This is a genomic window from Vibrio sp. EJY3 (genome assembly GCF_000241385.1).
GTDB lineage: Bacteria > Pseudomonadota > Gammaproteobacteria > Enterobacterales > Vibrionaceae > Vibrio > Vibrio natriegens.
The window spans coordinates 620,657-645,024 of record NC_016614.1 but is presented as its reverse complement, the minus strand read 5'-3'; the positions used below and the strand labels follow the sequence as shown (position 1 = coordinate 645,024).

Annotated in this window: 18 protein-coding genes; 8 read left to right on the top strand and 10 right to left on the bottom strand. The window is 44.2% G+C overall.

Annotated features, from left to right (window positions below):
- The first annotated feature begins 32 nt into the window (after positions 1–32).
- The 5 genes from nirB (at position 33) to narL (ending at position 7,176) form a co-directional block, all read left to right on the top strand.
- The gene (gene nirB / locus VEJY3_RS18795) at positions 33–2,573 is read left to right on the top strand and encodes a nitrite reductase large subunit NirB (RefSeq protein ID WP_014233999.1); all 2,541 of its coding nucleotides are present in this window, start codon (positions 33–35) and stop codon (positions 2,571–2,573) included.
- Positions 2,574–2,608: 35 nt separating this feature from the next.
- Entirely contained in the window at positions 2,609–2,935 is a 327-nt protein-coding gene (gene nirD, locus VEJY3_RS18790; protein WP_014233998.1) for a nitrite reductase small subunit NirD, read from the top strand.
- Positions 2,936–3,024: 89 nt separating this feature from the next.
- Positions 3,025–4,494, top strand: a complete 1,470-nt coding sequence (locus VEJY3_RS18785; protein ID WP_014233997.1) for a NarK family nitrate/nitrite MFS transporter — start codon at positions 3,025–3,027, stop codon at positions 4,492–4,494.
- A gap of 173 nt (positions 4,495–4,667) precedes the next feature.
- Positions 4,668–6,422, top strand: coding sequence for a bifunctional protein-serine/threonine kinase/phosphatase (locus tag VEJY3_RS18780; RefSeq protein ID WP_014233996.1), 1,755 nt, complete (start codon positions 4,668–4,670; stop codon positions 6,420–6,422).
- A gap of 109 nt (positions 6,423–6,531) precedes the next feature.
- The gene (gene narL, locus VEJY3_RS18775; RefSeq protein ID WP_024372591.1) at positions 6,532–7,176 is read left to right on the top strand and encodes a two-component system response regulator NarL; all 645 of its coding nucleotides are present in this window, start codon (positions 6,532–6,534) and stop codon (positions 7,174–7,176) included.
- A gap of 24 nt (positions 7,177–7,200) precedes the next feature.
- Here the strand turns inward: narL and VEJY3_RS18770 are convergent, their stop codons facing one another.
- The 6 genes from VEJY3_RS18770 to VEJY3_RS26085 all read right to left on the bottom strand — a co-directional run bounded on the left by VEJY3_RS18770 (position 7,201) and on the right by VEJY3_RS26085 (position 14,076).
- Complete coding sequence (locus VEJY3_RS18770; RefSeq protein WP_014233994.1) at positions 7,201–8,208, bottom strand: AraC family transcriptional regulator; 1,008 nt, start codon at positions 8,206–8,208, stop codon at positions 7,201–7,203.
- Between the two features lie 245 nt (positions 8,209–8,453).
- Positions 8,454–11,012, bottom strand: a complete 2,559-nt coding sequence (locus tag VEJY3_RS18765) for a glycoside hydrolase family 3 C-terminal domain-containing protein (RefSeq protein ID WP_014233993.1) — start codon at positions 11,010–11,012, stop codon at positions 8,454–8,456.
- 330 nt (positions 11,013–11,342) lie between these two features.
- Entirely contained in the window at positions 11,343–12,206 is an 864-nt protein-coding gene (locus tag VEJY3_RS18760; RefSeq protein ID WP_014233992.1) for a sterol desaturase family protein, read from the bottom strand.
- A gap of 7 nt (positions 12,207–12,213) precedes the next feature.
- Positions 12,214–13,224: a DUF2804 domain-containing protein gene (locus tag VEJY3_RS18755; RefSeq protein WP_014233991.1), complete on the bottom strand. Its 1,011-nt coding sequence runs from the start codon at positions 13,222–13,224 to the stop codon at positions 12,214–12,216.
- A 180-nt stretch (positions 13,225–13,404) separates the two neighbouring features.
- The gene (locus tag VEJY3_RS18750) at positions 13,405–13,872 is read right to left on the bottom strand and encodes an OsmC family protein (protein WP_014233990.1); all 468 of its coding nucleotides are present in this window, start codon (positions 13,870–13,872) and stop codon (positions 13,405–13,407) included.
- Positions 13,873–13,953: 81 nt separating this feature from the next.
- A complete protein-coding gene (locus VEJY3_RS26085; RefSeq protein WP_014233989.1) occupies positions 13,954–14,076 on the bottom strand; it encodes a membrane protein in 123 nt (40 codons plus the stop codon).
- 364 nt (positions 14,077–14,440) lie between these two features.
- Here VEJY3_RS26085 and VEJY3_RS18740 point away from each other — a divergent pair, with 364 nt between their 5' ends.
- From VEJY3_RS18740 to VEJY3_RS18730, 3 genes are all read left to right on the top strand, one after another.
- Complete coding sequence (locus VEJY3_RS18740; protein WP_014233988.1) at positions 14,441–17,089, top strand: EAL domain-containing protein; 2,649 nt, start codon at positions 14,441–14,443, stop codon at positions 17,087–17,089.
- Positions 17,090–17,275: 186 nt separating this feature from the next.
- Positions 17,276–18,655, top strand: coding sequence for a nodulation protein NfeD (locus tag VEJY3_RS18735; protein WP_014233987.1), 1,380 nt, complete (start codon positions 17,276–17,278; stop codon positions 18,653–18,655).
- A gap of 9 nt (positions 18,656–18,664) precedes the next feature.
- Positions 18,665–19,447, top strand: coding sequence for a slipin family protein (locus tag VEJY3_RS18730; protein ID WP_014233986.1), 783 nt, complete (start codon positions 18,665–18,667; stop codon positions 19,445–19,447).
- 99 nt (positions 19,448–19,546) lie between these two features.
- Here VEJY3_RS18730 and choV read toward each other — a convergent pair whose 3' ends face one another.
- From choV to betA, 4 genes are all read right to left on the bottom strand, one after another.
- Entirely contained in the window at positions 19,547–20,731 is a 1,185-nt protein-coding gene (gene choV, locus VEJY3_RS18725) for a choline ABC transporter ATP-binding protein (protein WP_014233985.1), read from the bottom strand.
- Positions 20,732–20,733: 2 nt separating this feature from the next.
- A complete protein-coding gene (gene choW, locus VEJY3_RS18720; RefSeq protein ID WP_041170393.1) occupies positions 20,734–21,576 on the bottom strand; it encodes a choline ABC transporter permease subunit in 843 nt (280 codons plus the stop codon).
- 92 nt (positions 21,577–21,668) lie between these two features.
- Positions 21,669–22,607 carry a choline ABC transporter substrate-binding protein gene (locus VEJY3_RS18715; RefSeq protein ID WP_014233983.1) on the bottom strand — a complete coding sequence of 313 codons (939 nt, stop codon included), beginning with the start codon at positions 22,605–22,607 and terminating at the stop codon, positions 21,669–21,671.
- 46 nt (positions 22,608–22,653) lie between these two features.
- Complete coding sequence (betA, locus tag VEJY3_RS18710; RefSeq protein ID WP_014233982.1) at positions 22,654–24,354, bottom strand: choline dehydrogenase; 1,701 nt, start codon at positions 24,352–24,354, stop codon at positions 22,654–22,656.
- Positions 24,355–24,368 lie beyond the last annotated feature (14 nt).

Here is a 24,368-nt window from a genome sequence, read left to right as displayed (position 1 = left end):
TGAAAAGTCAGAATCACTAAGGGAATGAGATTATGAGTAAGCAAAAAATCATTGTGGTCGGTAACGGAATGGTTGGCCATAAATTTATAGACACGTTGATCCAGTCTGAACAGAACAACATTGAAGTCGTGACATTTTCTGAAGAGCCACGTCTGGCTTATGACCGTGTTCAATTGACCTCATATTTTACAGGCAAAACAGTCGATGATCTGTCGTTAACCAGCGAAGGTTACTATCAGTCAAACGGCATTAAATACTTGCTGAATGAGAAAGTGAGTCAAGTAAATCCAGACGACAAACAAATTGTCACTTCTTCAGGCCGTGTAGAAAATTATGACAAATTGGTGCTTGCGACAGGCTCGTACCCGTTTGTGCCACCAATTCCTGGAAACGAAAAAGAGTTCTGCCATGTCTACAGAACCATCGAAGATCTGGACGAAATCGAACGCTCAAGTAAAGAAAGCAAAGTTGGTGTGGTGATTGGTGGTGGTCTTCTGGGTCTGGAAGCAGCGAATGCAATCAAAAACCTGGGGCTAGAAACGCATGTTGTTGAGTTTGCCCCACGTCTAATGGCTGTTCAGCTTGACCAGGATGGTGGTGATTTACTTCGTCGTAAAATTGAAGCACTGGGTGTTACCGTTCATACAGAAAAAGCGACTACAGAAATTATCGATGGTAACGAATGCCGTTACAGAATGAATTTTTCCGACGGCACTCATATTGATACCGACATGATCGTCTTTTCGGCAGGTATTCGCCCACAAGACGAGTTAGCTCGTAATAGCTCCATAGAGATTGGTGAGCGTGGCGGCATTGTGATTAACAATCACTGTCAAACTAACTACGACGATATCTATGCGATTGGTGAATGTGCATTGTGGGAGCAACGTATTTTTGGCCTGGTAGCGCCAGGCTACCAAATGGCGAAGGTTGCAGCTCAACATATCCTTAGCACTGATGAAGCAGCCCAATTTACGGGCGCAGATATGAGCACCAAATTGAAATTAATGGGTGTCGATGTCGCGAGTATTGGTGACGTCCATGGCCAGACTGCAGGTGCTTTGTCATACACATACAAAGATGAAATTGAACAAGTTTACAAACGCCTGATCGTCTCTGAAGATAAAAAGAAAATTGTTGGCGCCGTCTTAGTCGGTGATGCGACTGCCTACGGAAATCTGTTACAGATTCGCCAGAACGATCTTCCATTACCAGAGAACCCATCCGTGTTAATTCTGCCTAACGTGGCTGAAGATGAATCTGCTGGTCTGGGTATTGACGCTCTGCCTGACAGTGCTGTTATCTGTTCATGTTTCGATGTGACCAAAGGCTCGATTAAACAAGCTGTAGCTGCTGGCTGCACAACGATGGCGGCGCTAAAAGAGACGACTAACGCGTCAACAGGTTGTGGCGGTTGTAGTGCACTGGCAAAACAAGTACTCGACAGCGAATTAGAAAAGCTAGGCGTGGAAGTGAACAACCATGTTTGTGAGCATTTTGCTTATTCACGTCAGGAACTCAGTGATCTTATTCGTGTAAACAAAATCAAAACGTTCGATGAGCTGTTAGAGCAATACGGTCAGGGGCTTGGCTGCGAAGTCTGTAAACCTACCGCAGGTTCTATCTTAGCATCCTACTGGAACGACTATATCTTGCACGATGATCATATTGAGCTTCAGGATACCAACGATATTTATCTTGGTAACATGCAGAAAGATGGTACCTACTCTGTCGTCCCAAGAGTCGCCGGAGGTGAAATTACCCCTGAGAAACTCATCGTAATTGGCGAAGTCGCTCGTGATTTCGACCTTTATACCAAAGTCACTGGTGGCCAGCGAATCGACCTGTTTGGTGCACAGCTCAATGACTTGCCTTTAATATGGAAACGACTCGTTGATGCGGGCTTTGAGACTGGCCACGCCTACGGAAAGTCCGTTCGTACCGTAAAATCATGCGTAGGCAGCACTTGGTGTCGTTACGGCGTTGGCAATAGTGTCGGTTTCGCTATCGATTTGGAAAATCGTTACAAAGGCCTTCGCTCCCCTCACAAGCTCAAATTTGCTGTATCTGGCTGTACCCGTGAATGTGCTGAAGCCCAGTCAAAAGATATCGGTGTGATAGCGACAGACAAAGGATGGAACCTCTATGTCTGTGGTAACGGCGGTATGCGCCCTCGCCATGCCGATTTACTGGCCACAGACCTGGACGACGAAACGTTAATTAAGTATGTCGATCGCGTTCTGATGTTCTACATCCGCACCGCAGACAGACTGCAGCGTACTTCCGTCTGGCTTGAGAACCTCGAAGGCGGCATTGACTATCTCAAAGAAGTGGTGATTGACGACAAACTTGGGTTAGCAGATGAGCTGGAAAAATCGATGCAAGACAGCCTGGCAAATTACCAGTGCGAATGGAAGACCACCCTGGAATCTCCAGAGAAACTGCGTCGATTCAGCCACTTTATTAACAGTCCTGATCGTGATGAATCACTTCAGTTCGTTACCATCAGAGAACAGAAATTTCCGAAAAACACAGCAGACGAGCTTGCTATCGAAGTAGTCGAAGTTAGCTGATACCAATCTGGATATTTAATTTTAGGAGAATCGCTATGAGTAACTGGATATCAATCTGTGAATCAACTGCCATCGCACCCAACACCGGAGTTTGCGCCAAAGTAGATGATAAACAAATCGCGGTGTTTTTCAGCCAGCGCACTAACTCTTTGCACGCCATTTCTAACTTTGACCCTATTGGTAAAGCCAATATTTTATCGAGAGGGATTCTTGGCTGTGTGGGAGAGATATTGTGTGTTGCCTCGCCTTTATACAAACAACATTTTTGTCTGGAAACAGGCAAATGCATCGAAAACCCAGAGTATAACGTGCCGATTTATGAAGTCCGAAATAACAACGGCATGATCGAACTGAGACAGTAACGAGAAGCAAACGCCAAAAACTGTGGCATTGCCTTAACAACACAATCAAGGCAATGCCTTCGAAATGAATCTTATAAGGATTATTGAACATGGAAAGCTCAAAATTCACCCTCTTTTCTTTTAGTGGAAAAATGAAGATCCTCCATTTAAGCTGGATGGCATTTTTTATTACCTTTGTTGTTTGGTTTAACTTTGCACCGTTGCTACAAATGGTCAAAGAATCACTTGGCCTTTCAAGCCAGGAAATTAAAACCTTGTTGATTCTAAACGTTGCACTGACTATCCCAGCGCGCGTGCTTATCGGCATGTTTACCGATCGATTTGGTCCGCGAATTGTGTATTCAGCACTGCTGGCTATCTGCTCCATCCCATGTTTTATGTTCGCCTTTGCAGATTCGTTTATACAAGCAGCCATTGCACGATTCCTGCTTGGCTTTATCGGTGCAGGTTTCGTTATCGGTATTCGTCTTGTTTCGGAATGGTTTCCACATAATCAACTCGGAACCGCAGAAGGCATTTATGGTGGTTGGGGTAACTTTGGCTCTGCCGCAGCCGCATTTACACTACCAACTCTAGCATTAGTCTTTAGTGGCGAGGACGGCTGGCGCTATGCGATCGCTTTAACGGGTGTAATGAGCCTTCTGTTCTCTGTTGTGTTTTACAAGAACGTATCTGACACACCAAAGGGCGCAACTTACTTCCGACCTAAACACTTGTCAGCAATGGAAGTGACATCAAAAGGCGATTTCTTCTTTCTTTTAGCAATGAAAGTACCAATGTACGCTGTACTCGCACTACTGGCATGGAAGTTGTCACCAAGCAATATCAATATGCTTGAACAAGGTGTGGTAAACGCGATTTACGCAGGCCTCGCGTTGCTTTACGTCATCGACGCGAATCAGGTTTGGAAGGTCAACAAATCGATTTTCAAAAAGCCCGTTGAACCTATTCATCAGTACAAATTCAAGCAAGTAGCGGTTCTAAACGTCCTGTACTTTGCAACATTTGGCTCTGAACTCGCTGTAATTTCCATGTTGCCACTTTTCTTTTCTGAAACCTTTGAACTATCACCGGTCGTGGCAGGCATGGTGGCATCCGCTTACGCATTTATGAACCTGATGTCGCGTCCGGGTGGTGGTCTAATCTCAGATAAGTTTGGTCGTAAACTGACACTACTCATTCTGACAGCAGGCCTTGCCGTGGGTTATTTCCTGATGGGACAAGTCAATGAAAGCTGGCCAGTTTGGTTAGCTGTGGCTGCTGCAATGTCTTGTTCATTCTTTGTGCAGGCAGGTGAAGGCGCGGTATTTGCAACAGTTCCACTTATCAAGCGTCGAATGACGGGGCAAATCGCAGGTATGACAGGCGCGTACGGCAATGTTGGTGCGGTGACTTATCTGACCATCTTATCGTTTGTCTCATACCAAACCTTCTTCTTCGTGATTGCTGGTACTGCAGTGATCGGGTTTGCTGCTCTGATGTTTATGGAAGAGCCATCAGGAAAAATTGCAGAGGTTAACGAAGATGGTAGCGTCACTCTGATTGATGTGTCTCACTAAATTGCATCAGTATTAGAGGTTTATCGGGAGATATTGAGCTTTACTGATTTATATATGCAAAGAATCACCAAATTAAGTAATGCCTCAATATCGTTCAAGAGCTCGACCAGTTTTGGTTGGGCTTTTGTTCTTGTTTGTTTTTATTGTGGGAAAGTGCGGCAAGGAAGGTATCAATGTTAGTTCAGGAAAAGTCAGCTCAAGAAATACAACATATCGAATTTTCCGGATGCTCTTTGGTGGGTAAACGAGACGAAAATCAAGACGCCTTTATCGTCAAGTATCCAACGACTCGCGATGAATTGATTCACAAAGGGGTTGTGGCTTGTATTGCTGATGGCGTGAGTTGCAGTAATCAGGCACAACAAGCCAGCCAGACCGCCACAACTCAATTTGTTACCGATTACTATGTAACCCCCTCAAGCTGGAGCATTAAGCGTTCTGCGATTGAATTACTCACCAGTTTAAATAGTTGGCTCTATAGTCAGGGCAAAGATCAACTTTACCATAATGGCATGGTGACGACTTTTAGCGCCATTGTGATTAAATCCAATACTGGATACATTTTTCACGTTGGTGATAGCAGAGTTTATCTCTATCGCGATGACACTCTGACTCTCCTAACCCGGGATCATCAACGCACTAACTTCGGCCACCAAAGTTATCTGACTCGAGCCCTTGGTATGGATGAAAAAGTCGAAATCGACTTTCTCACATTAGCGCTCAAAGAAAACGACACCATAGTTTTAACCACAGACGGGGTGCATGAGACCTTAACTCATGAGGAAATCAAACAACAAATTAGCAGCGCAGACTCCTCTGAAGCCCTTTCACAGGCTTTATGTAACAACGCTTTATTCAAAGGAAGCACTGACAATGTAAGCTGTACCGTATTGAAGGTAAAAGAATTACCCAGCTTCAACTTGACTGAATACCAAACAGCCTTACTCGCGAACAACATTCCACCAGCATTACACCAGGGTCAAAGCCTGGATCATTTTGAAATATTAGATACCCTCTACGAAGGCCCACGCAGCCACGTCTATCTCGCTTTTGATCGACAAAAAGGTGGCAATGTTATTATCAAAGCGCCATCGCTCAATTACAGTGACGACCCGGAGACATTGAAACGATTTGCCAACGAGCAATGGTTCTCGACTCAATTGGACAGTCGCCGAGTAATGAAAATGTATCCAAGGCCCGTTCATTCAAAATTCATCTATCAGGTTTGCGAGTACATTGAGGGAATAACGCTGCGCCAATGGATGCATGACCACCCTAACCCACCTTTGGATTCAGTGCGAGAAATACTGGATGGCATCGTAAAAGCAGTTCGGATTTTCCAACGTGCGGATATGGTGCATCGCGATTTGAAACCCGAAAACATCATGATCACACCAAATCGTGAGGTAAAGATCATCGATTTTGGTACGGTTGAGGCAAAGGGCCTGCGCGAGATACAACAAGAAGAAGCCACGTCGTTTCCGCTTGGATCGGTCAACTATACGGCTCCCGAGTACATCAATACTGGGGAAGCGAGTACACTCTCTGATCTTTTTTCTATCGGCATTATCGGCTACGAAATGCTCACCGCTCATCTGCCGTATAAGGAACATTCACAGCAAACACTGCAGCAGGCTCGGCACGTCAGGTGGGATTACCACTCGATAAAAGAGTATCGGGAAGATATTCCGCTATGGGTAGATCTCGCGTTTAAAAAGGCGACCGCCGAGATTCCAGCTAATCGGTATCAGGCTCTTGGTGATTTTATTGCTGATCTTTTCACGCCAAATACCCAACTATTAAACGGTGTCGACAACAAACCTTTATTAAAGCGCAACCCCATTTTATTTTGGAAGTCCCTTGCTTTGCTCGCTTGCACTGCTGCAGTGCTTGAAGGGCTGCTTTTACTGCGCTTTACCCCCAATTAACCGCAAGAAGTAAGAGAATTTTTCCGAAGCTAAAAATAATTGTAGATTTAGTGGCCCTAAATCATGATGATAAAGTAATAAACACATGGAAGCGTTAAAGGAGTTAACGGTGAGCTCAGAAGAAGCAACGATAATGTTGGTCGACGATCACCCGCTATTTCGCAGTGGGTTGCGACAACTGATTGCCTTGGAAGAAGGTTTGCAAGTGATTTGTGAATACAGCAACGGAACTGATGCAATTGAAGGTGCCGTAGAGCATGATCCGGACTTGATTATTCTCGATCTTAACATGCAAGGAATAGATGGCTTAGAAACTGTTCGCCAAATGAGAGAAAAAGGCGTCACCTCACGTGTTGTGATGCTGACCGTTTCGGACAATGAAGATGATGTTCTTAACGCAATTTCCAGTGGTGCGGATGGTTATCTGCTGAAAGACATGGAACCAGAAGACATTGTGACTAACATAAAGCAAGCCGTACTAGGACAACTTGCCTTGTCTGACAGACTGACCAAAGTACTGCTTCAGTCATGCAATAAACCAAAAAAACCTGCGCAAGAAAGCCCTCTCAAAACGCTCACCAGTCGTGAACTTGAAATTCTATCACTCATCTCTAAAGGCATGAGTAATAAGCTCATCGCTCACGAATTGAGCATCACAGACTCGACAGTAAAAGTCCATGTCAAAAATCTTTTGAAAAAGCTCAACGTCAGTTCCCGCTTAGAGGCCGCAGTCTGGATGATAGATAACCAATAAAACGAAAATGGGAGTGGAATGAAGTTAACTTGAATACGCTTTACGGTACTGTACAGGAGACATATCGTGGTTTTTACGCATAAATTTTGTAAAGTTAGACTGTGATGAAAAACCACATAACTCGCTAATTTCACTTATTGACTTATTTGTACTTCCCAATAATAGACAAGCTTTCTCCATCTTGATGTCTTTTTCTAATTCACTAAAAGAGGTTTTTTCTGCATTTAATTTTCTATTTAATGTCCATCGGCTCACGCCAACTTTATGGCAAACCTCTTCTAGAAGTGATAAATCATTTATAAAGTATTTTTCTTCAATTAGACTTTTAATGATTTCCTTAACCACGTTTGAAAAACCATGAGTAGTTTGAATTTGCTTGCGAAGTTGTTCAATATTATTCTTTTGTAATCCATGCAAATACTCATTGAACGAATTGTTTTTTTCGAATAAAGAAGATGACTTTATGATCATTTGATTTTTATTTCGGCCAAATAGACAGTTTGATTCAAATTGATCGTTAGTAAAGTTTTTGCCTAACTTGATTGAACTGTCGAACATAATACTGCATTCAACATCATCGACGTACTTGTTCAGAATGTCACGAATCAAAAGGAAGTGCCCCACAGAACCGTTCATTGGTGCAGCAGGATCGGTATTGCTGTACTCAATGCAAATTTTGTCATCGACAACATCCATGTGACAATGGTCGCTATCGCCAATAATGAATCTGTATTTTAAAAAGCTATCAATGGCGTTAACGGCATTTGATTCATTTAAAGACAAATTAAATAACTGAGGAAATAAATCATATAAACCGGTAACAGAAGAGTAATCTTTATAAATATGACGATTATATTCAGATGTTTTAATAATAAATTCTTTGCTCTGTTGATAAGGAATTCGACCATTTGGATTCGTTAAATTTAGTTTATTAATATTGCACTGTGAAATAATAGAGTCTACGTCCACACCAATTGAAGACAATAAGCTCACTTTTCGATTTATTAATAAACTTGAAACAGAATATCCCATAACAGACTCAACCAATTATTTTTGAACCGTGAAATAATTGTTTATTATAGGGCCTTTGTATCTATCAAACGTCACAAATTGATAAAAATCATGATAGTGATCTTGTTTTTTTAGATAGATTTGTGATCCCGAATCCACGTCGATTAAGAAAACAACACGTTTTTTCTGATTTTATGTGCCACAAAACAAAAAGAGGTGAACCAAAGTCCACCTCTTGAGTTAAAGAATTAATAGTCAGTTAACGTTTACTGCTTTTTTAACAATCTTTGTTCTAGCAGAGGGCCGTATTCTGGTTGCAGATCAATAGTCCCCGGAGTTGTTTCACTGACGACAATTTCATTGTCAATCGAGAAAGTAACAGCCTGGCTACCATCAAGGCCTGAAGAGTTAGCCACATAAGCGGTATAAGTACCTGGCTCAATAATCCATTGGTCACTCGCTTCGTTAAAGCTCGCTAAAGTTTCGGCTGAAATATCGAATGTAAGCGTCTGTTGGCCACCAACAGCAATTTCATCTGTTTTATCAAATGCTTTCAATTCAATTGCAGGCTTAGCCAATTTAACATCTGGAGCCGCTACGTAAACCTGAGCGACTTCTTTACCTGCGTAACCACCAGTATTTCGAACTGTCGCGGTAATAGATACGCTACCATTCGCACCTTCAGAATTAAGCGTATTTGAAACTACTGCTGCGTTCGCGAAGTCAAATGTGGTGTACGACAAACCAAAACCAAACGGGTAGGCAACATCTACATCGAAAGTTGAGTGGTAACGGTAACCGACATAGATGTCATCACTGTAGTACTGGTTAAAGTCACGCTCGTCACAACCAGCGTCAGCAAGAACAAAACATGTATTGTAATTCAACTCGGGAGCATCATGAGGCCCAGCGTTGACTTTTTGGCCATCTTCAAACTTACCAGGGAATGAACCACCATCTTCAGAGTAACTTGAAACAGTATCCAGACCCATTGGGAAAGTCTGCGCTAACTTACCACTTGGATTCACTTCACCCGAGATGATATTAGCTACCGCAGTACCGGCTGTCTGACCCGGCAAGTAAGTCACTAAGATACCATCGACTTCATCACGCCATTCTGCCGTATCAATTGAGTTACCTACGTTTAGAATCACCACAACTTTCTTACCTTGAGCGTGGAACTTATCAGATACACGACTAATAAGTGAACGTTCAACTGAATTTAGGTAGTAACCTTCAGACATTGGATTCTCTAGCTCATCCATACGTTCTGGGTTGTCCGAACCTTCTGCCGTAGTACGAGTGATAGTAATTACCGCAACATCGTTAGTTTCAGCAGCAGCATCAATAGCAGAATCGGCAATGACCGGTTCACGACACACAGCAAATGAACCAGCCAGGTTGGTCTCACCAGCAGCGCCGCCACCTACACAGTATTTCTCAGGGTTAAACTCATCGTCATGTACATCCATAGAACCAGTCGCTACGGAAGTGTTGTACGCGCTAGTGTATAGAGCTTCTAGATCAGCGTTAAGCGTATATTTCTCACTTAGACCTTCATTAAAGCTAACGATGTGTTCTGTTGTAACCGAACCACTGCCGCCACCAACAGGAAGTGTAGCGTACTGACCAATACCAAATGTTGCGATGCTAGAAGTTGTTGCCACTGGTAATGCAGCATTATTTTTCAGCATTACAATGCCTTCTTCAGCCGCCTGCAGAGCGACTTCCGCATGCGCTGCCAAATCTGGCGTTCTGGTAAACGGAGTACCTAAAGCACTTGGTGTTTTAAGAGACTGTTTCAGTATTCTAACGATATTTTTGTCTAGTACTTCATCAGTCAACTCGCCTTTCGCATAAGCATCTACAAGGTAAGGCCCCCAATCATCACTACCACCGAAACGCCATTGACCACCCGGCTCGATGACATCAGTGCCCGCTTTCAACATCTCGACAGGATCCCAACCAGCCCACCAGTCACTCATCGCGAGGCCTTCAAAGCCCCACTCATCACGAGCAATGGTGTTCATTAAGTCAGCGCGCTCACCAACGTTTTCGCCGTTAACTGAGTTGTACGATGACATTATCGCCCAAGGCTGTGCGTGCTGAATGGTATATTTGAAACCACGCAAATAAATTTCGCGCATCGCTCGAGGGGTAATGACGGTATTTGAAGTACGACGCAACGTCTCAGAGTTATTCGCTACGTAGTGTTTGATAGTTGTACCAATACCGTGGCTTTGCGCACCATTAACAATGGCTGCACCCATCACACCACTAATGAGTGGATCTTCCGAGAAATACTCAAAGTTACGACCCGCTAATGGGTGACGTTGAATGTTCATACCTGGTGCTAGCCAGATATCTACACCGTATTCTTTACCTTCTTCACCAGCAGCATCACCCACTCTTTGAACTAAGTCGGCGTTCCAAGTTGACGCTAACACCGTCGCTGATGGAAAGTTGGTTGCATAATAAGTATTAGGATCACCTTCAATTGTCGCTGCGATACGAATACCAGCCGGACCATCCATTAACTTAATAGCAGGAACATCTAGGCCAGTTTCCTCATTCATAACGCCGTTAATATAACCAACGGTACCTGCAACTGCTTTATCTGGGTCTAGGTTTACTGGTTGTGAGAAAAAGCCAGGGCCGATAACCATTTTTAGTTTTTCGTCTGACGTCATCTTAGATACTATCTCTTGAGCCTGCGCTTCAAGACGCTCATTATCAGATATGGTATCTGTATCACTGTCATTACAGCCCGCGAGCAGTGCGGTCGCTACCATCACCGACACAACACTTAATTTGGTCTTTAACATCCCTTTTACTCCTTTGTATTCACGTCATACCCAAGCAACTTCAAGATGCAAAGTTCGGAGCGTTATCACGAGCACCAATTTGGGGGGAAATGATGCAGAGATAAAGACAATTTATTCAAAGTCGTTCACTCATAACCAAGCATCTTTTCGTTGACTTGGGTTTAAGCAAATACTATTGAGTTTTTGGGCGACATACTTTGACATTCGGTGCGCCGTTTTTGCCTTTCGGAGTAAGAGTGAAAAGTGTGAGCAAGGTTATATTCGACTAAGTTGGCGAGAGGTGATCCCAAAAAACCACTAACGGCACCGGTTGGTTATTGATGTTTAACGCTACTCCTGTCGTTCGCTATCCGTTGGTGGTGAAAACAAACATTGCCAGCGTTGACGCCACGTTAGCGAGGGCTGGCAGACGTCTCGAAACATATCCTGCCACTCGGCAAAGGTCACTTTTATAGGGTTAAAGCTGTTCACTGGTTTAGATATCCCATAACGTACCGTTTCGACCTCTGGCTCAAAAGAACCAAACATACGATCCCAGATGATAAGTACGCCCGCATAGTTTTTATCTATGTATTGTCGATTGATACCGTGATGTACACGATGGTGAGACGGGGTATTAAATACCCATTCCAATGGACCAAGCGAGCGTATCGACTGAGTATGAACAAAAAACTGTAACCCCAGATTGAGCAATACCGCGAAGATCACCCATTTCGGTTCAAAGCCTATCACCACTAAAGGCAACCAAAAGATCCACATACCGGCAAGCGGATACATTAAGCTTTGACGAAAGGCAGTACTAAAATTCATTCTTTCAGAGCTATGATGGACAACATGAGCCGCCCACATCCAGCGAATACGATGGCTAGCGCGATGAAACCAATAATAGAAAAAATCTTGAAGAACCAAGAGCATTAAGAACGTAGAAATACTGATTTCAATGTCAAATAAGCGCCAGCCAAAAAGCCATAAATAAAGTTGAGAGATAAACAAACCTGCGAGAATATCTGTCGCTTGGTGAAGCCCAGCCAATACAAAATTACATGTCACTTCAGGTAGGACATAAGTTGCGTTCTTCGGTAAACGACCTCGGCGCTGGCCGAACCAGTACTCTGAGAATATGCAGAGAAAAAATATTGGAGCCAGAATCAAAAGCAGCAGCTCAGGACGCTCCATCAATATTGACCAATCCATCTCTTTGCTACCATTTTGCGTAGTGATCTTCGGTTAAGCCGACGACTTCATTCAACTCATGCTTCTTGCCATTTCCATCAATGACAAAGCCATTAAAATGTCCCATATATTGACGAAAATTACTTTTGAGAAGCCAGAAATTCTTTCTTTCTGAACGACAGTTTAACGGCGTGAAATTGAGTTCAACTCGCCCATCCTGAGACGTGATTTTCCATTCTTCATGTGGGTTATTGCGTGAAAAATGAAAGTGCACCGGCGCCAGCAAATTACGCTCACCATTCACCCAAAGCACATTTTCGCAATAGCCCGTTTCGTTGACACCCACGGCGAGATTAAGACCTAAACGATCAGAGTCTTGCATATGGTTGATACTCGCCCATCGCCAACTTGTTTCTCTTCGCATGTATCCTGCTGAAAAATCGTACCCTGCAGAAACTTTACTCAGATCTTGTTCTTGACCCAGAATAAACAGGTTACCAGCGACCGATAAGCCATTGTGCTTTTGCGTATACGTCCAGCCTGAGTAACCCGTTGGCGTGCATAACATCAACGGGCTGCTTTGGGGTTCAGGATGTAAGCTGATTACCGCATTGACTGAGCCAGACACAAAATGGACGTGCCACGTACCTTCCTGGATGGAAAACTGGATCGCGTCATCCGCCAGAGTCGCGGAGCTTGACCAACTTGATGGCTCAGTTTGATAACCAAGATTGAAAGGTTTCAGCCACTGCTGTTCAACGAGTTCGTTGTTTTTAATGTCATAAAGATAACAAAAACCAGAGGCCAAATAACGAATATCAGCGATCGCAATGCCTATGAGATACTCAGGAGTAACCAGAGAGACAAACTGGAATTGCTTGTAGCCGAAATACTTACGCAATCTCGACGCAGGTCGGTCCATCTCATTCCGGTATTCGAAGCGATCAAGCTGTAACGATTTAGGCATGGCTTCAAGATGACCAAACGTCGGGGTGCCGTCCGTTTGAATAAACGACTCCAGTGGGGTGCGGCTCGTCATGTCTTAATCTTGTCAGGTTAACATATGCAAACAATAACATTAATTTAACAAATGACATTTGCGCTGACGCACAACAATGTCATTTCGTCTCATCGACATAAGCTGACATTGTCGCGTGCGTCTCAGTGAATTTAGCCGATGTTATCTAGACAAAACCCAAAGTGGAGTGGTGAATTTCGGTTACGTAAGAATATTTGTTACTACTTCAGTTTTTACAGAGTTAGCAATAAAACAGTTTTCATGCGCCATATGATGCATTTTTTCTAACTGTTCGTGCGTGGGCTGTTTGTCGCCCAAAAACACGATGCTGGGATTCAACTCCACACGAGAAACCCACTCTTTACCATTGTCCCCTTTTGTGAGCTCACCTTCAGCAGCGTCAACATAAGAGTCGATGACATACTGACGTTTGGCGGCTATCGATAGAAAGACCAACATATGGCAACTCGAAAGCGCCGCAACAAACGCTTCTTCTGGGTCGACGTTTTCCGCCACGGAAAGAGGAAGAGGTACGACATGAGGGGACGGAGAAGCAGGCACCTGCAAACCGCCGTCAAACGTCCACGTATGCGCGCGACTGTATTGATTATCGCTGAAAATCTCGCTTGCTTGGCGCTGCCACTGAACCATGGCGGTGTGCTTACTCATACGAACTTCCTATCTATTTGAATATCTGCGTATTGCTCTAATGTGTGGCAGGTGTTTGAGCGACCTGCCATAAGGTTCAAATTAGTTGAAATATGACAATAGTCGATGGAACCAAGTGATCTCTCCATAGGCAATCAAATCATAAATGGTAAAGAAGATCATACAGATAATGGCTAATTTGGCTAAACGGTAAACAATAAACATGACAAATTCCTTTGTTTTTTGACAGTTTACTATCACCTACGCTATTTATAAACTCAGATGAACATTCGTTCTCTTTTCATAAAAAAGCATGAATAGCGCCGAGTATACAGAACAAGGTTATTAGGTGGTTTTTATGGGGATCTATATGGTTAGTAGCCGGACGAGATTATGCAACGACACTGTATAACTATTTCTCTAACTCATTTTTAACAATTTGAACTTACGTCAAAAAAATATAGTATTAGATGCCATACACTTGCAAAAAACTTATACCTATTACCATTTTTTAATGCAAACATTTCGCTTATCTAACTTAAATCTCCGCTATAAGACCGCTTTATACTTCTCACTTGGTTTGCTTGGAATGGTACTAAGTTGTTTATTTATCGTTCGTTATTTTTTCCTGTACAGCGTCAATCAACTAGAAGACATGGAAATAAACCATGCAAACCAGCAAGCACTCGCTGTCGTTGATTTGATGGTCTCCCAACAGACGACTAACTCTTATGACTGGGCATATTGGGATGAAACTTACGATCTGTTTCTAGAAGATCCCGACATTGCAGGTTACACCGAACGAAACCTGTATATAGAAACGCTTAATTCATTGAATTTGGACATGATGTCGTTTGTCACGCTGTCAGGCCAGGAATTACTCTCACTGGCTCGAGAAAAGTCGTCTACGTTATCGATTAAAGCTGTGCATCATCCGCTCATTCAACAACATATAGCGTCGATGAATCAAAAGTCGGATGCACATCCAACTCACCTTTCTGGGTTATTGAAAATTGATCAATCCATCTGGGGGCTTAGCTTAACCCCGGTAAAAAACAGTGAGAGTAATAGTGCATCAAATGGCTGGTTATTGTGGGGAAGAAACTTAACGTCGCGCTTTCCCGGTGACTTTGATTCTATTCTATTCGCTCAAAACTCATTGATCCCCCTACTATCGCCGGGGGCAGATAATAACCTTATACGAGACATTGAAAAATCGTCGAACTCTATAACCAAAGCTTCGCTACTGAATGACATTGAAGGTTCTCCTATTGCATGGGTAGAAACAGAGATGAAACGTGATTACTACTCTAAAGGTAACGCGCTGTTTCTCTACTTATTCGCAACTGTCGGGGTAGTGGCATCAATCATAGCAATGGCCACATTTTTCATTTTCAGAAAAAAAGTGTCAGCTCGATTCAATAACTTCGCTGACAATATGTACAAAATCGCGTCGGAATATAAGCTTGAAGGGGTTCAGTCAATAAGCGCAGACGAACTGGAACTAGCGTCTAAACTGGTGCAGAAGCTTTCTGACAATACGTCGATGACACAATCGAAGTTAAAGGATTCAATGCATAACTTCAGCGCGTTGTATCATAGCTCTTCGCTGGGTATGCTTTTCGTGATTGAGCGTGAAATTGTCGATGCCAACCCACGAGCGTTAGAAATGCTTAATCATCAAAAGCCGGATTTGATTAAACGCCCACTCAATACCCTTTGCTCCGTTCATACTAGTGAATCCCAACTTGAAGAGATGCTGATCGAGTTAGAAAACGGCAGAACTTTGTTTGAAGCGCAACTTCTCGATGGTCATGGCGATACTATTGACTGCCTAATTGAAGCGGCACTGATTCAGCACGATGGTCAGAGTGCGATCATGTTATTAATTCAGGATATCCGGGAAACAAAGCAACAAGCGGAAAAAATTCAACAGTTGACCGACTTAGACCCTGTATCGGGTTTCTGTAATCGCCCAGTGATAGCTGAAGCGCTTGATAAACTGGTACAAACACAACCCAACCAGTTTTCGTTCATTTTCCTCAAAAGTAAACAGCTAAAACAAATTGCAGAAGTATACGGGCACTTTGTCTTTGATGAAGCAATCCAATACATTGCAAAGATACTGAGAGAGCACTTAGGAGCTTTTCAAATTGGCCGAATCAGCGAGAACGAGTTTATAGTACTCATCCCACGAGAGGCCAATCATAGTGAAGTCATAGAGGCGACCAACCGCCTACTACACCAACTTTCTTATAAGGTGGTATTTTCTGGTATTACCGTATCACTCGATACTAAAGCAGTGATGATGGATCCAAAGATCACCCACCAGCCTCTTGAACATCTACTTTTGGCTGCGCGTCACTCAGCACAATCAATTCGTGGGCGTCAGGCTCGCGAAGTTTTCGTTACTGATGAAGCGCTATCTGTCCAAGCAGAAACCTTGAACATCATTAACCGTGATTTAGAAGAAGCAATACAACAGAACGACATCATTCCGTATTTCCAGCCAATTGTTGATGCAAAAACCGAAGAGGTGATTGGCTTTGAGTCACTTGCTCGCTGGCAACACCCGGATCTCGGCATGGTGTCACCGACCGTTTTTATTCCTATGGCTGAGCAAGGCAAATTGATTATTGAGCTTGGGGAATCCATCCTCAAGCAATCTTGTGCGTTTATTGGACAACTTAACCAAGTTCGCCATGCTAAAGGACTACCACAGCTTTCGGTTCACATTAACTTAAGTGCCCGTCATTTTTATCACTCAAGGCTTATTTCATACCTTACGACGCTGATTGATGAGTACCAAATCTCTCCAGGAAGTATTGTGCTTGAAATTACCGAAAGCATGTTAATGGGGACTGAAGCCGACTCGATTCACTGCATTAATGAGATAAAGCGCCTCGGCGTTCTACTTGCGCTGGACGATTTCGGTACTGGCTTTTCCTCATTCAGCAGTATCTGCAACTTCCCACTGGATATTGTTAAATTAGACAAGTCCTACGTTGATGAAATTGAATTTAATGACCGAGCCAAAACACTGGTACGTAACATCGTCAATATGTCGCAGGAATTAGGATTAACGATCGTTGCTGAAGGCGTAGAAACAGCAAGTCAGGTGCGTAAGCTCAAAGTCTGGAACATCAATAACCTACAAGGTTTCTATTTTTACAGACCGATGCCAATGGATGCTGTACTTAAAACGTTCTCTGGTCATCAGGTCAGCGAGTTGCTCTGATAGAGGGGAAAATGGCTCCAACTCTTTCCCCGCTCCTTGTTATCCTCTGTTCAACCGTATCGGGTTGTTCAAACTGCCATCCGATTAAATAAATCTATAGCGCTGTGCTCATACTGTCCTGTTACTTGCGTATATACTTTAAATAAGCTTTTCAATAAGTCCCTGTCACTGCACTAGGAGGACTGTATGAAATGGATACGAATATGGCTATTACCGCTTATCCTGTTTGCTAGTCAGGCATTGGCTAACACGGTATGGATCGTCCCGGTCAACGGTGCTATTGGCCCCGCTATCAGTGATTACCTTTCCAGAGAAATAGAACAAGCCCAGCAGGAAAACGTCAGTTTAGTCATTTTAAGGATGGACACACCGGGCGGACTGGATAGCTCGATGAGAGACATTATTCATGCCATCACTACTTCCTCCATTCCCGTCGCAACATGGGTTGGACCATCGGGTTCTCGAGCAGCCAGTGCGGGTACTTATATTCTTCTTGCCAGCCACGTCGCAGCAATGGCAGAGGCTACAAATCTTGGCGCTGCTACCCCTGTCGCATTGGGTGGTGGAGCACCGGGAGCCCCTTCTTCTGGCGATGATCAAAACGAAAAAGCCAAAGACCAACAAGAAACTGAAGATGGCACCTCTGAAAAAGTCCCGGCTAAAACAGCGATGGAAAAGAAAGTCATCAATGACGCCAGAGCATATATAAAAGGGTTGGCTAAGCTTCACGATCGCAATGCTGAATGGGCGGAAAAGGCCGTGAGTGAAGCGGCAAGTCTCGACGCTCAGGAAGCGCTAAAGCTGAATGTCATTGACTATATAGCAAATTCACCCGAAGAGCTGGTTCAGGCTATTAACGGAACGACCGTAAAAATAAACAATCAGCCCGTGACATTATCATTGGAAAACCCTGTCTGGGTAGAAAGAGTCCCTGATTGGCGTGCGGAAATGCTTGCCGTCATCACCAATCCCAACGTTGCTTACATTCTGATCCTTATTGGTATCTATGGTCTACTTTTAGAGTTCTACAATCCCGGAATTGGCTTACCCGGCGTATTAGGTGGCATCTGCTTGCTACTTGCGATGTACGCACTACAGATGATGCCCGTTAACTACGCTGGTCTGGGGCTACTACTACTCGGCATTGCGCTAATGATTGCGGAAGCATTTAGCCCGAGTTTCGGAGTTTTGGGCTTGGGCGGTGTGGTTGCCTTTATTCTCGGTTCGATATTCCTGATGGACAGTGACTTACCGGGTTTTCAAGTCGCATTGCCTTTAATCTTTGGCGTTGCCATTTTTTCAGTTGCGCTGATCATTCTGACTGTCGGTATGCTAGTGAGAATACGCCACCGAAGGGTCACGACTGGTCTTGAAACCTACCCTGGCAAACAAGCAGTCGTAAGCGATGATTTCATTGACGGTGAAGGTCGCGTGCAAATGGATGGCGCATTTTGGACCGCCAAAGCTGAACTAAACCAAGGACTCAAACAAGGTGACCAAGTTACCGTTGTCAATGTGAAAGGGCTAACCTTAACGGTAAAGCCAAATGACCGCCCTAATGAATAGGAGGCGAATATGTTGCTCTACACTGTTTCTGTAATCCTGGTTCTGTTGATCGCACTAGCGACACAAATTTTCAAAGTTCTGCGCGAGTACGAACGTGGCGTAATTTTCTTCTTGGGTCGATTTCAAGAGGTAAAAGGCCCTGGCCTGATCATCTTGATTCCCTTTATCCAACAAATGGTGCGCGTAGACCTGCGAACTGTCGTGTTGGACGTACCGACACAAGACCTTATCACGAAAGATAATGTGTCTGTTCGCGTAAACGCTGTGGTCTATTTTCGCGTCGTCGACCCGCAAATGGCTATCAACAATATTGAGAGCTACAGCGAGGCGACCAGTCAGTTAGCGCAAACAACGCTTCGTTCAGTATTAGGGCAACATGAGCTAGATGAACTTCTTTCTGAGCGAGAGCGACTCAATAAAGATTTGCAGTCCATCCTCGATCAACAAACGGATGACTGGGGGATTAAAATAGCCACCGTTGAAGTTAAACATGTCGATTTGAATGAAAGTATGGTTCGAGCGCTTGCTCGTCAAGCCGAGGCGGAGCGTAATCGTCGTGCAAAAATCATCCATGCGACTGGTGAATTAGAAGCGTCTAACAAGTTAAAAGAAGCGGCACAAATGCTAAATGAAGCACCAAATGCCTTGCAATTGCGCTATATGCAAACGCTAACTGAAATTACCACCGATAAAACTTCGACAATTATTTTCCCGATGCCAATTAATTTAGTTGAAGCGGTACAAGATATTGCGAAAGCAGTGAATAAGGACAAAGAAAAGAAAGAGCAATGAGCAGAGTAAATTGAAATTAATTTCGACTCGATAGACAAAAGCCGCAGCGTACCAAAGCTGCGGCTCTTTTTATTCTCCGAACTTTCTGTTCTGGAGTTATCAAGCCACTTTATCTGACCTGAAGTTACCCAGTAGTGCATTGTACAACTCATTGTCGCTCAATATGCCGACCAACTGGTTATCTTCAACCATCAATAAAGGCTGGTTACTGCGCTGTTTAAGCTCTATCGCTTCACGCATACTGATATCCGGGCTAACCTGAACCAACGTATTTTCTTTCACATCATCAAGGTTCGATGATTCGCTATCCCAAAGAATCAACAGCTTATCAGTATCAATTAACCTCAATCCTTTCGGATCTTGCGACACCCAAATGTCTTTATCAGCACAGATGAGAACACGTTCTTCTTGACGTACCAGAGCATCACACGACTGCATTAAAGAACGGCCTTTAAGCACGTTTAACGGGTTAGTATGTGCCACGAAGTCAGCCACATAATCGTTTTCTGGTGTCAGAATGATCTGTTCTGGCTTGCCATGCTGAATCAGTTTGCCCGATTCCATAATGGCAATGTTGTTACCAATTTTAAGTGCTTCATCCAAGTCATGACTTACAAATAATATCGTTTTATTCAACTTCTCTTGGAGCAAAATCAGTTCATCCTGAAGCTGCGCACGAATTAATGGGTCAAGTGCTGAAAACGGTTCGTCCATCAATAAGATGTCAGTGTCCATCGAAAAGGCGCGAGCCAAGCCAACACGCTGCTGCATACCGCCAGAAAGCTCATGAGGAAACTTGTTTTCCCACTCTGACAATCCCACCATTTCTAACTGTGCACGTGCTTTTTCACGACGCTCAGCTTTGCCAATGCCTTGCATTTCCAGTCCAAACGCCACGTTATCTAAGACCGATAACCAAGGCATCAAAGCGAACTTCTGAAATACCATAGAAACACGATGAGTACGTAGATGGCGAAGCGTCTGTTCATCACAGTTCGCGAGTTCCACCATGTCGTCACCATCTTTGATTTTCAGTGAACCACGGGAAATGTTATTTAACCCGTTCACGGTGCGAAGTAAGCTGGATTTACCCGAGCCCGACAGGCCCATCAGTACACAAATTTCACCCTGTTTAACGCTCAATGATACGTTATCAACCCCGACGACCTGACCAGTTTCATCAATAATTTCTTGTCGCGATTTACCTTGGTCTAGCAGGTTCAGCGCTTGCGTTTGCTGTTGACCAAAAACCACATCAAGGTTTTCAATAGTAATTGCGTCCATGATTACGCCTCCTTCTGGTTTGGTGCTTTACACAAGCGATCTAGGATGATTGCCACAAGAACAATCGCTAATCCTGCTTCAAAACCTTGTGAGATGTTTACGGTGTTTAGCGCACGTACAACCGGCTTACCTAAACCGTCAGCACCCACTAGCGCCGCAATAACCACCATTGAAAGAGACAGCATGATACATTGCGTCACGCCTGCCATGATACTTGGTAATGCCGCAGGTAACTCCACCTTAAACAGCAGTTTCATTCGGCTTGCACCAAACGCTTTACCTGCTTCCAACAACTCTTCCGGCACTTTAATGATGCCTAGATAAGTCAATCGAATTGGAGCCGCAATGGCGAAGATAATGGTTGAGATAAGCCCCGGTACGATACCTAAACCAAACAGAACCAGTGTCGGAATCAGGTATACAAACGTAGGTACGGTTTGCATCAAGTCCAGAATCGGTCTGAGTAATGTATACAACCAAGGACGATGCGCAGCCATAATTCCTAAAGGCACACCAATTAATACGGAAATCGTTGTCGCAGCAAAAACAAGGACAAAGGTTTCCAGCATCTCTTGCCAATAGCCAAGGTTAAGAATCGCGAGTAACGCAAGCACGATAAATACAACAAGAGGAAGACTACGATGTAGGAACCACGCGATTGCCGCCGTCATGATGATTGGAGCCGCAGGTGGCATCCATTTGAAAATATCCACCACAAACATAATGATGGTTTCAAGTGTAATTGAGATAGTATCAAAGAACCCAGACGCATTGATGGTTAACCAATCAACACCCGTTTCCATCCACTGCCCTAATGGTAGTTTGTTGTCCGTAATAATATTCACAATAAACCCTTTGTGTTAATGAAGTGGGCATCACCGCCCACTACTATCCCCAAATCGTTACTCAAGTTGAGTTTCTTGGGGTATAAATCGAATTAAGCGTTTGTTTTTAGGTACGCTGTGATCGCTGCCTGTGCATCCTGGCCATCGACCGTTTTCACATCCTTAAGCCACGCTTCGATTTGATCTTGATTCGCGTTTAACCACGCTTGTGCCGCTTTCGATGGCTTTTGCTTCTGGTTAAGAATCGCTTCCATTAACTCGTTTTCCATTTCTAGGCTGAACTCTAGGTTTTTCACTAGTTGACCTACATTTGGACACTCAGAAAGGTAGTTTTTACGTACGTTTGTGTAGACATTCGCGCCACCGTAATTTGGGCCGAAGAAGTCATCGCCACCAGACAGGTATTCCATCTCAACATTGTTGTTCATCGGGTGCGGTGCCCAACCCAGGTAAACAATCCACTGGTTGCGACGCACTGCGCGTGAAACTTGTGACACCATGCCTGCTTCACTCGATTCGATAAGGCTGAAACCTTTTAAACCAAATGCATCGCTGTCGATCATAGATTGAATTAAGCGGTTACCATCGTTACCTGGTTCGATGCCATAAATGCGGTCTTTAAACTTGTCAGCATGTTTTATCAGGTCAGCAAAGCTCGTTACGCCCGAGTCATAAACGTATTTTGGTACCGCAAGCGTGTACTTAGCTCCGACAAGGTTCGCTTTAACGGTTTCGACGGTGCCAGCATCGCGGTATTTGGCGATATCGCCTTCCATTGTTGGCATCCAGTTGCCCAGGAAAATATCAATGTCACCATTGGCCATTGATGAGTAAGTTACAGGTACAGAAAGCAGATCTGTCTTGGTCTTGTACCCTAACCCTTTTAGTATTTCTGAAGTAACGGCGGTTGTTGCTGTAATGTCTGTCCAACCTACATCAGCAAATCGAACAGTTTCACACTGATTTGCGTAAGCACCGGTTGCTAAGGTACTTAACGCGATAGTTGATACAATTTTCGTCATCTTAGACATGTTTAGTTCCTTGTAATGATTACTGACTATTTGTTGATTATTTGAATTATGAGATTGAATCTAAATTTCTTTTTGGTGGATGCATTCGTTGCATCTCTTGCCAATTCGGTGCAATCCAAACCGGAGTATTGTTTGATTTTTGTAATGCGTTTCCGAGGATCATATCCGCAGCACGTTCGGCAACCATGATGGTTGGCGCATTCAAGTTGCCGTTTGGAATGGTTGGGAAAATGGATGAATCCACAACACGTAATCCTTGGATGCCACGTACCTGACACTGCTCATTCAGAACCGCTAACGGGTCATCGTCCGCACCCATTTTGCAGCTACACGATGGATGGTAAGCACTCTCTACGTTCTGCTTCACCCATTCATCAATTTGCTCGTCAGTCGTGATGTTTAAACCCGGTTGGATTTCATCGCCACGAAACTCGTCCATCGCTGGCTGATTCAAGATTTCACGCGTTAGGCGAATACAATCACGCCAATCCTGCTTATCTTGCTCGGTGGAGATGTAGTTGAACTCGATCTTCGGCTTGTCGTTCGGATTCGATGAAACAACTTCTACTGAACCTCGGCTTTCTGGCTTATTAGGGCCAACGTGCACCTGGAATCCATGACCATCAAAGGCAGCCTGACCGTCATAACGCATCGCAGCTGGTAAGAAGTGGTATTGAATATTCGGCCACTTCAAGCCTTCACGAGAACGAATAAACGCGCACGATTCAAAATGGTTGGTCGCACCGAGGCCTTTACGGGTGAGAATCCACTCGGTACCGATTAACCCTTTACTCACCAAACCTAACTTACTGTTAAGCGTGATCGGCTGTTTACAGTGATATTGAAAGTAAACCTCCAGATGGTCTTGCAGGTTTTTACCCACGCCTTCCAACTGGTGGTTCACCTCGATACCTGCTTTTTCCAGCACATCTTTAGGACCAATACCGGAAAGTTGCAGCAGCTGTACCGAACCAATTGAACCCGCACTAGAAATCACTTCACTGTTTGCAAAACACTGCTTAACAGAACCTGATTGATCGAATTCAACGCCGACCGCTTTCTTGCCTTCAAGTAAAACGCGGTGGACGGTGACTCGCTTCATTAACGTGAAGTTCTTACGCTTTTTAGCACGGCTTAAGTACGCATTAGACGTCGAAGCACGAACGCCTTTATCAACAGTCATATGCATCGGACCGAAGCCCTCTTGCTGGTAACCGTTGTAATCATCCGTTTCTGGGTAACCCGCATCTTTACCAGCTTCGATAAACGCTTCGTATAGCGGGTTAAGCTTCATGTCATTACCGTTGCAGGTGCCAACAGGGCCATTATCGCCACGGTATTCGTCCGCGCCACCAACCCAAGATTCCGCTTTACGGAAGTAAGGTAAACACGTCTGATAGTTCCAGCCTTTTGCGCCCTCTTCTTCCCACTGGTCGAAGTCGCAAGCATGACCACGTACGTAAACCATGCCGTTAATAGATGAGCTACCGCCAAGAACTTTACCGCGAGGACAGTGCAGTTGGCGTCCATCAAGGCCGTCTTCTTTCACGGTCTCGAATTGCCAAGCGTATTTTTCGGTGTTCATCGGATAAGAAAGTGCTGTTGGCATTTGGATAAAAATACTCTTATCTGTGCCGCCCGCTTCTAGCAATAAAACAGAGTGCTGGCCACTTTCACTCAAGCGATCCGCTAAAACACAGCCGGCCGAACCCGCACCGACGATAATATAATCGTAGCGTTGTTGCATTTTGATTCTCCTGG

Bases quoted from the DNA above. Each gene is read 5' to 3' on its own strand.
- nirB (WP_014233999.1), top strand. From the start codon at position 33: ATGAGTAAGCAAAAAATCATTGTGGTCGGTAACGGAATGGTTGGCCAT.
- nirD (WP_014233998.1), top strand. From the start codon at position 2,609: ATGAGTAACTGGATATCAATCTGTGAATCAACTGCCATCGCACCCAAC.
- VEJY3_RS18785 (WP_014233997.1), top strand. From the start codon at position 3,025: ATGGAAAGCTCAAAATTCACCCTCTTTTCTTTTAGTGGAAAAATGAAG.
- VEJY3_RS18780 (WP_014233996.1), top strand. From the start codon at position 4,668: ATGTTAGTTCAGGAAAAGTCAGCTCAAGAAATACAACATATCGAATTT.
- VEJY3_RS18770 (WP_014233994.1), bottom strand. From the start codon at position 8,208: ATGGGATATTCTGTTTCAAGTTTATTAATAAATCGAAAAGTGAGCTTA.
- VEJY3_RS18765 (WP_014233993.1), bottom strand. From the start codon at position 11,012: ATGTTAAAGACCAAATTAAGTGTTGTGTCGGTGATGGTAGCGACCGCA.
- VEJY3_RS18760 (WP_014233992.1), bottom strand. From the start codon at position 12,206: ATGGATTGGTCAATATTGATGGAGCGTCCTGAGCTGCTGCTTTTGATT.
- VEJY3_RS18755 (WP_014233991.1), bottom strand. From the start codon at position 13,224: ATGACGAGCCGCACCCCACTGGAGTCGTTTATTCAAACGGACGGCACC.
- VEJY3_RS18750 (WP_014233990.1), bottom strand. From the start codon at position 13,872: ATGAGTAAGCACACCGCCATGGTTCAGTGGCAGCGCCAAGCAAGCGAG.
- VEJY3_RS26085 (WP_014233989.1), bottom strand. From the start codon at position 14,076: ATGTTTATTGTTTACCGTTTAGCCAAATTAGCCATTATCTGTATGATC.
- VEJY3_RS18740 (WP_014233988.1), top strand. From the start codon at position 14,441: ATGGTACTAAGTTGTTTATTTATCGTTCGTTATTTTTTCCTGTACAGC.
- VEJY3_RS18735 (WP_014233987.1), top strand. From the start codon at position 17,276: ATGAAATGGATACGAATATGGCTATTACCGCTTATCCTGTTTGCTAGT.
- VEJY3_RS18730 (WP_014233986.1), top strand. From the start codon at position 18,665: ATGTTGCTCTACACTGTTTCTGTAATCCTGGTTCTGTTGATCGCACTA.
- choV (WP_014233985.1), bottom strand. From the start codon at position 20,731: ATGGACGCAATTACTATTGAAAACCTTGATGTGGTTTTTGGTCAACAG.
- VEJY3_RS18715 (WP_014233983.1), bottom strand. From the start codon at position 22,607: ATGTCTAAGATGACGAAAATTGTATCAACTATCGCGTTAAGTACCTTA.
- betA (WP_014233982.1), bottom strand. From the start codon at position 24,354: ATGCAACAACGCTACGATTATATTATCGTCGGTGCGGGTTCGGCCGGC.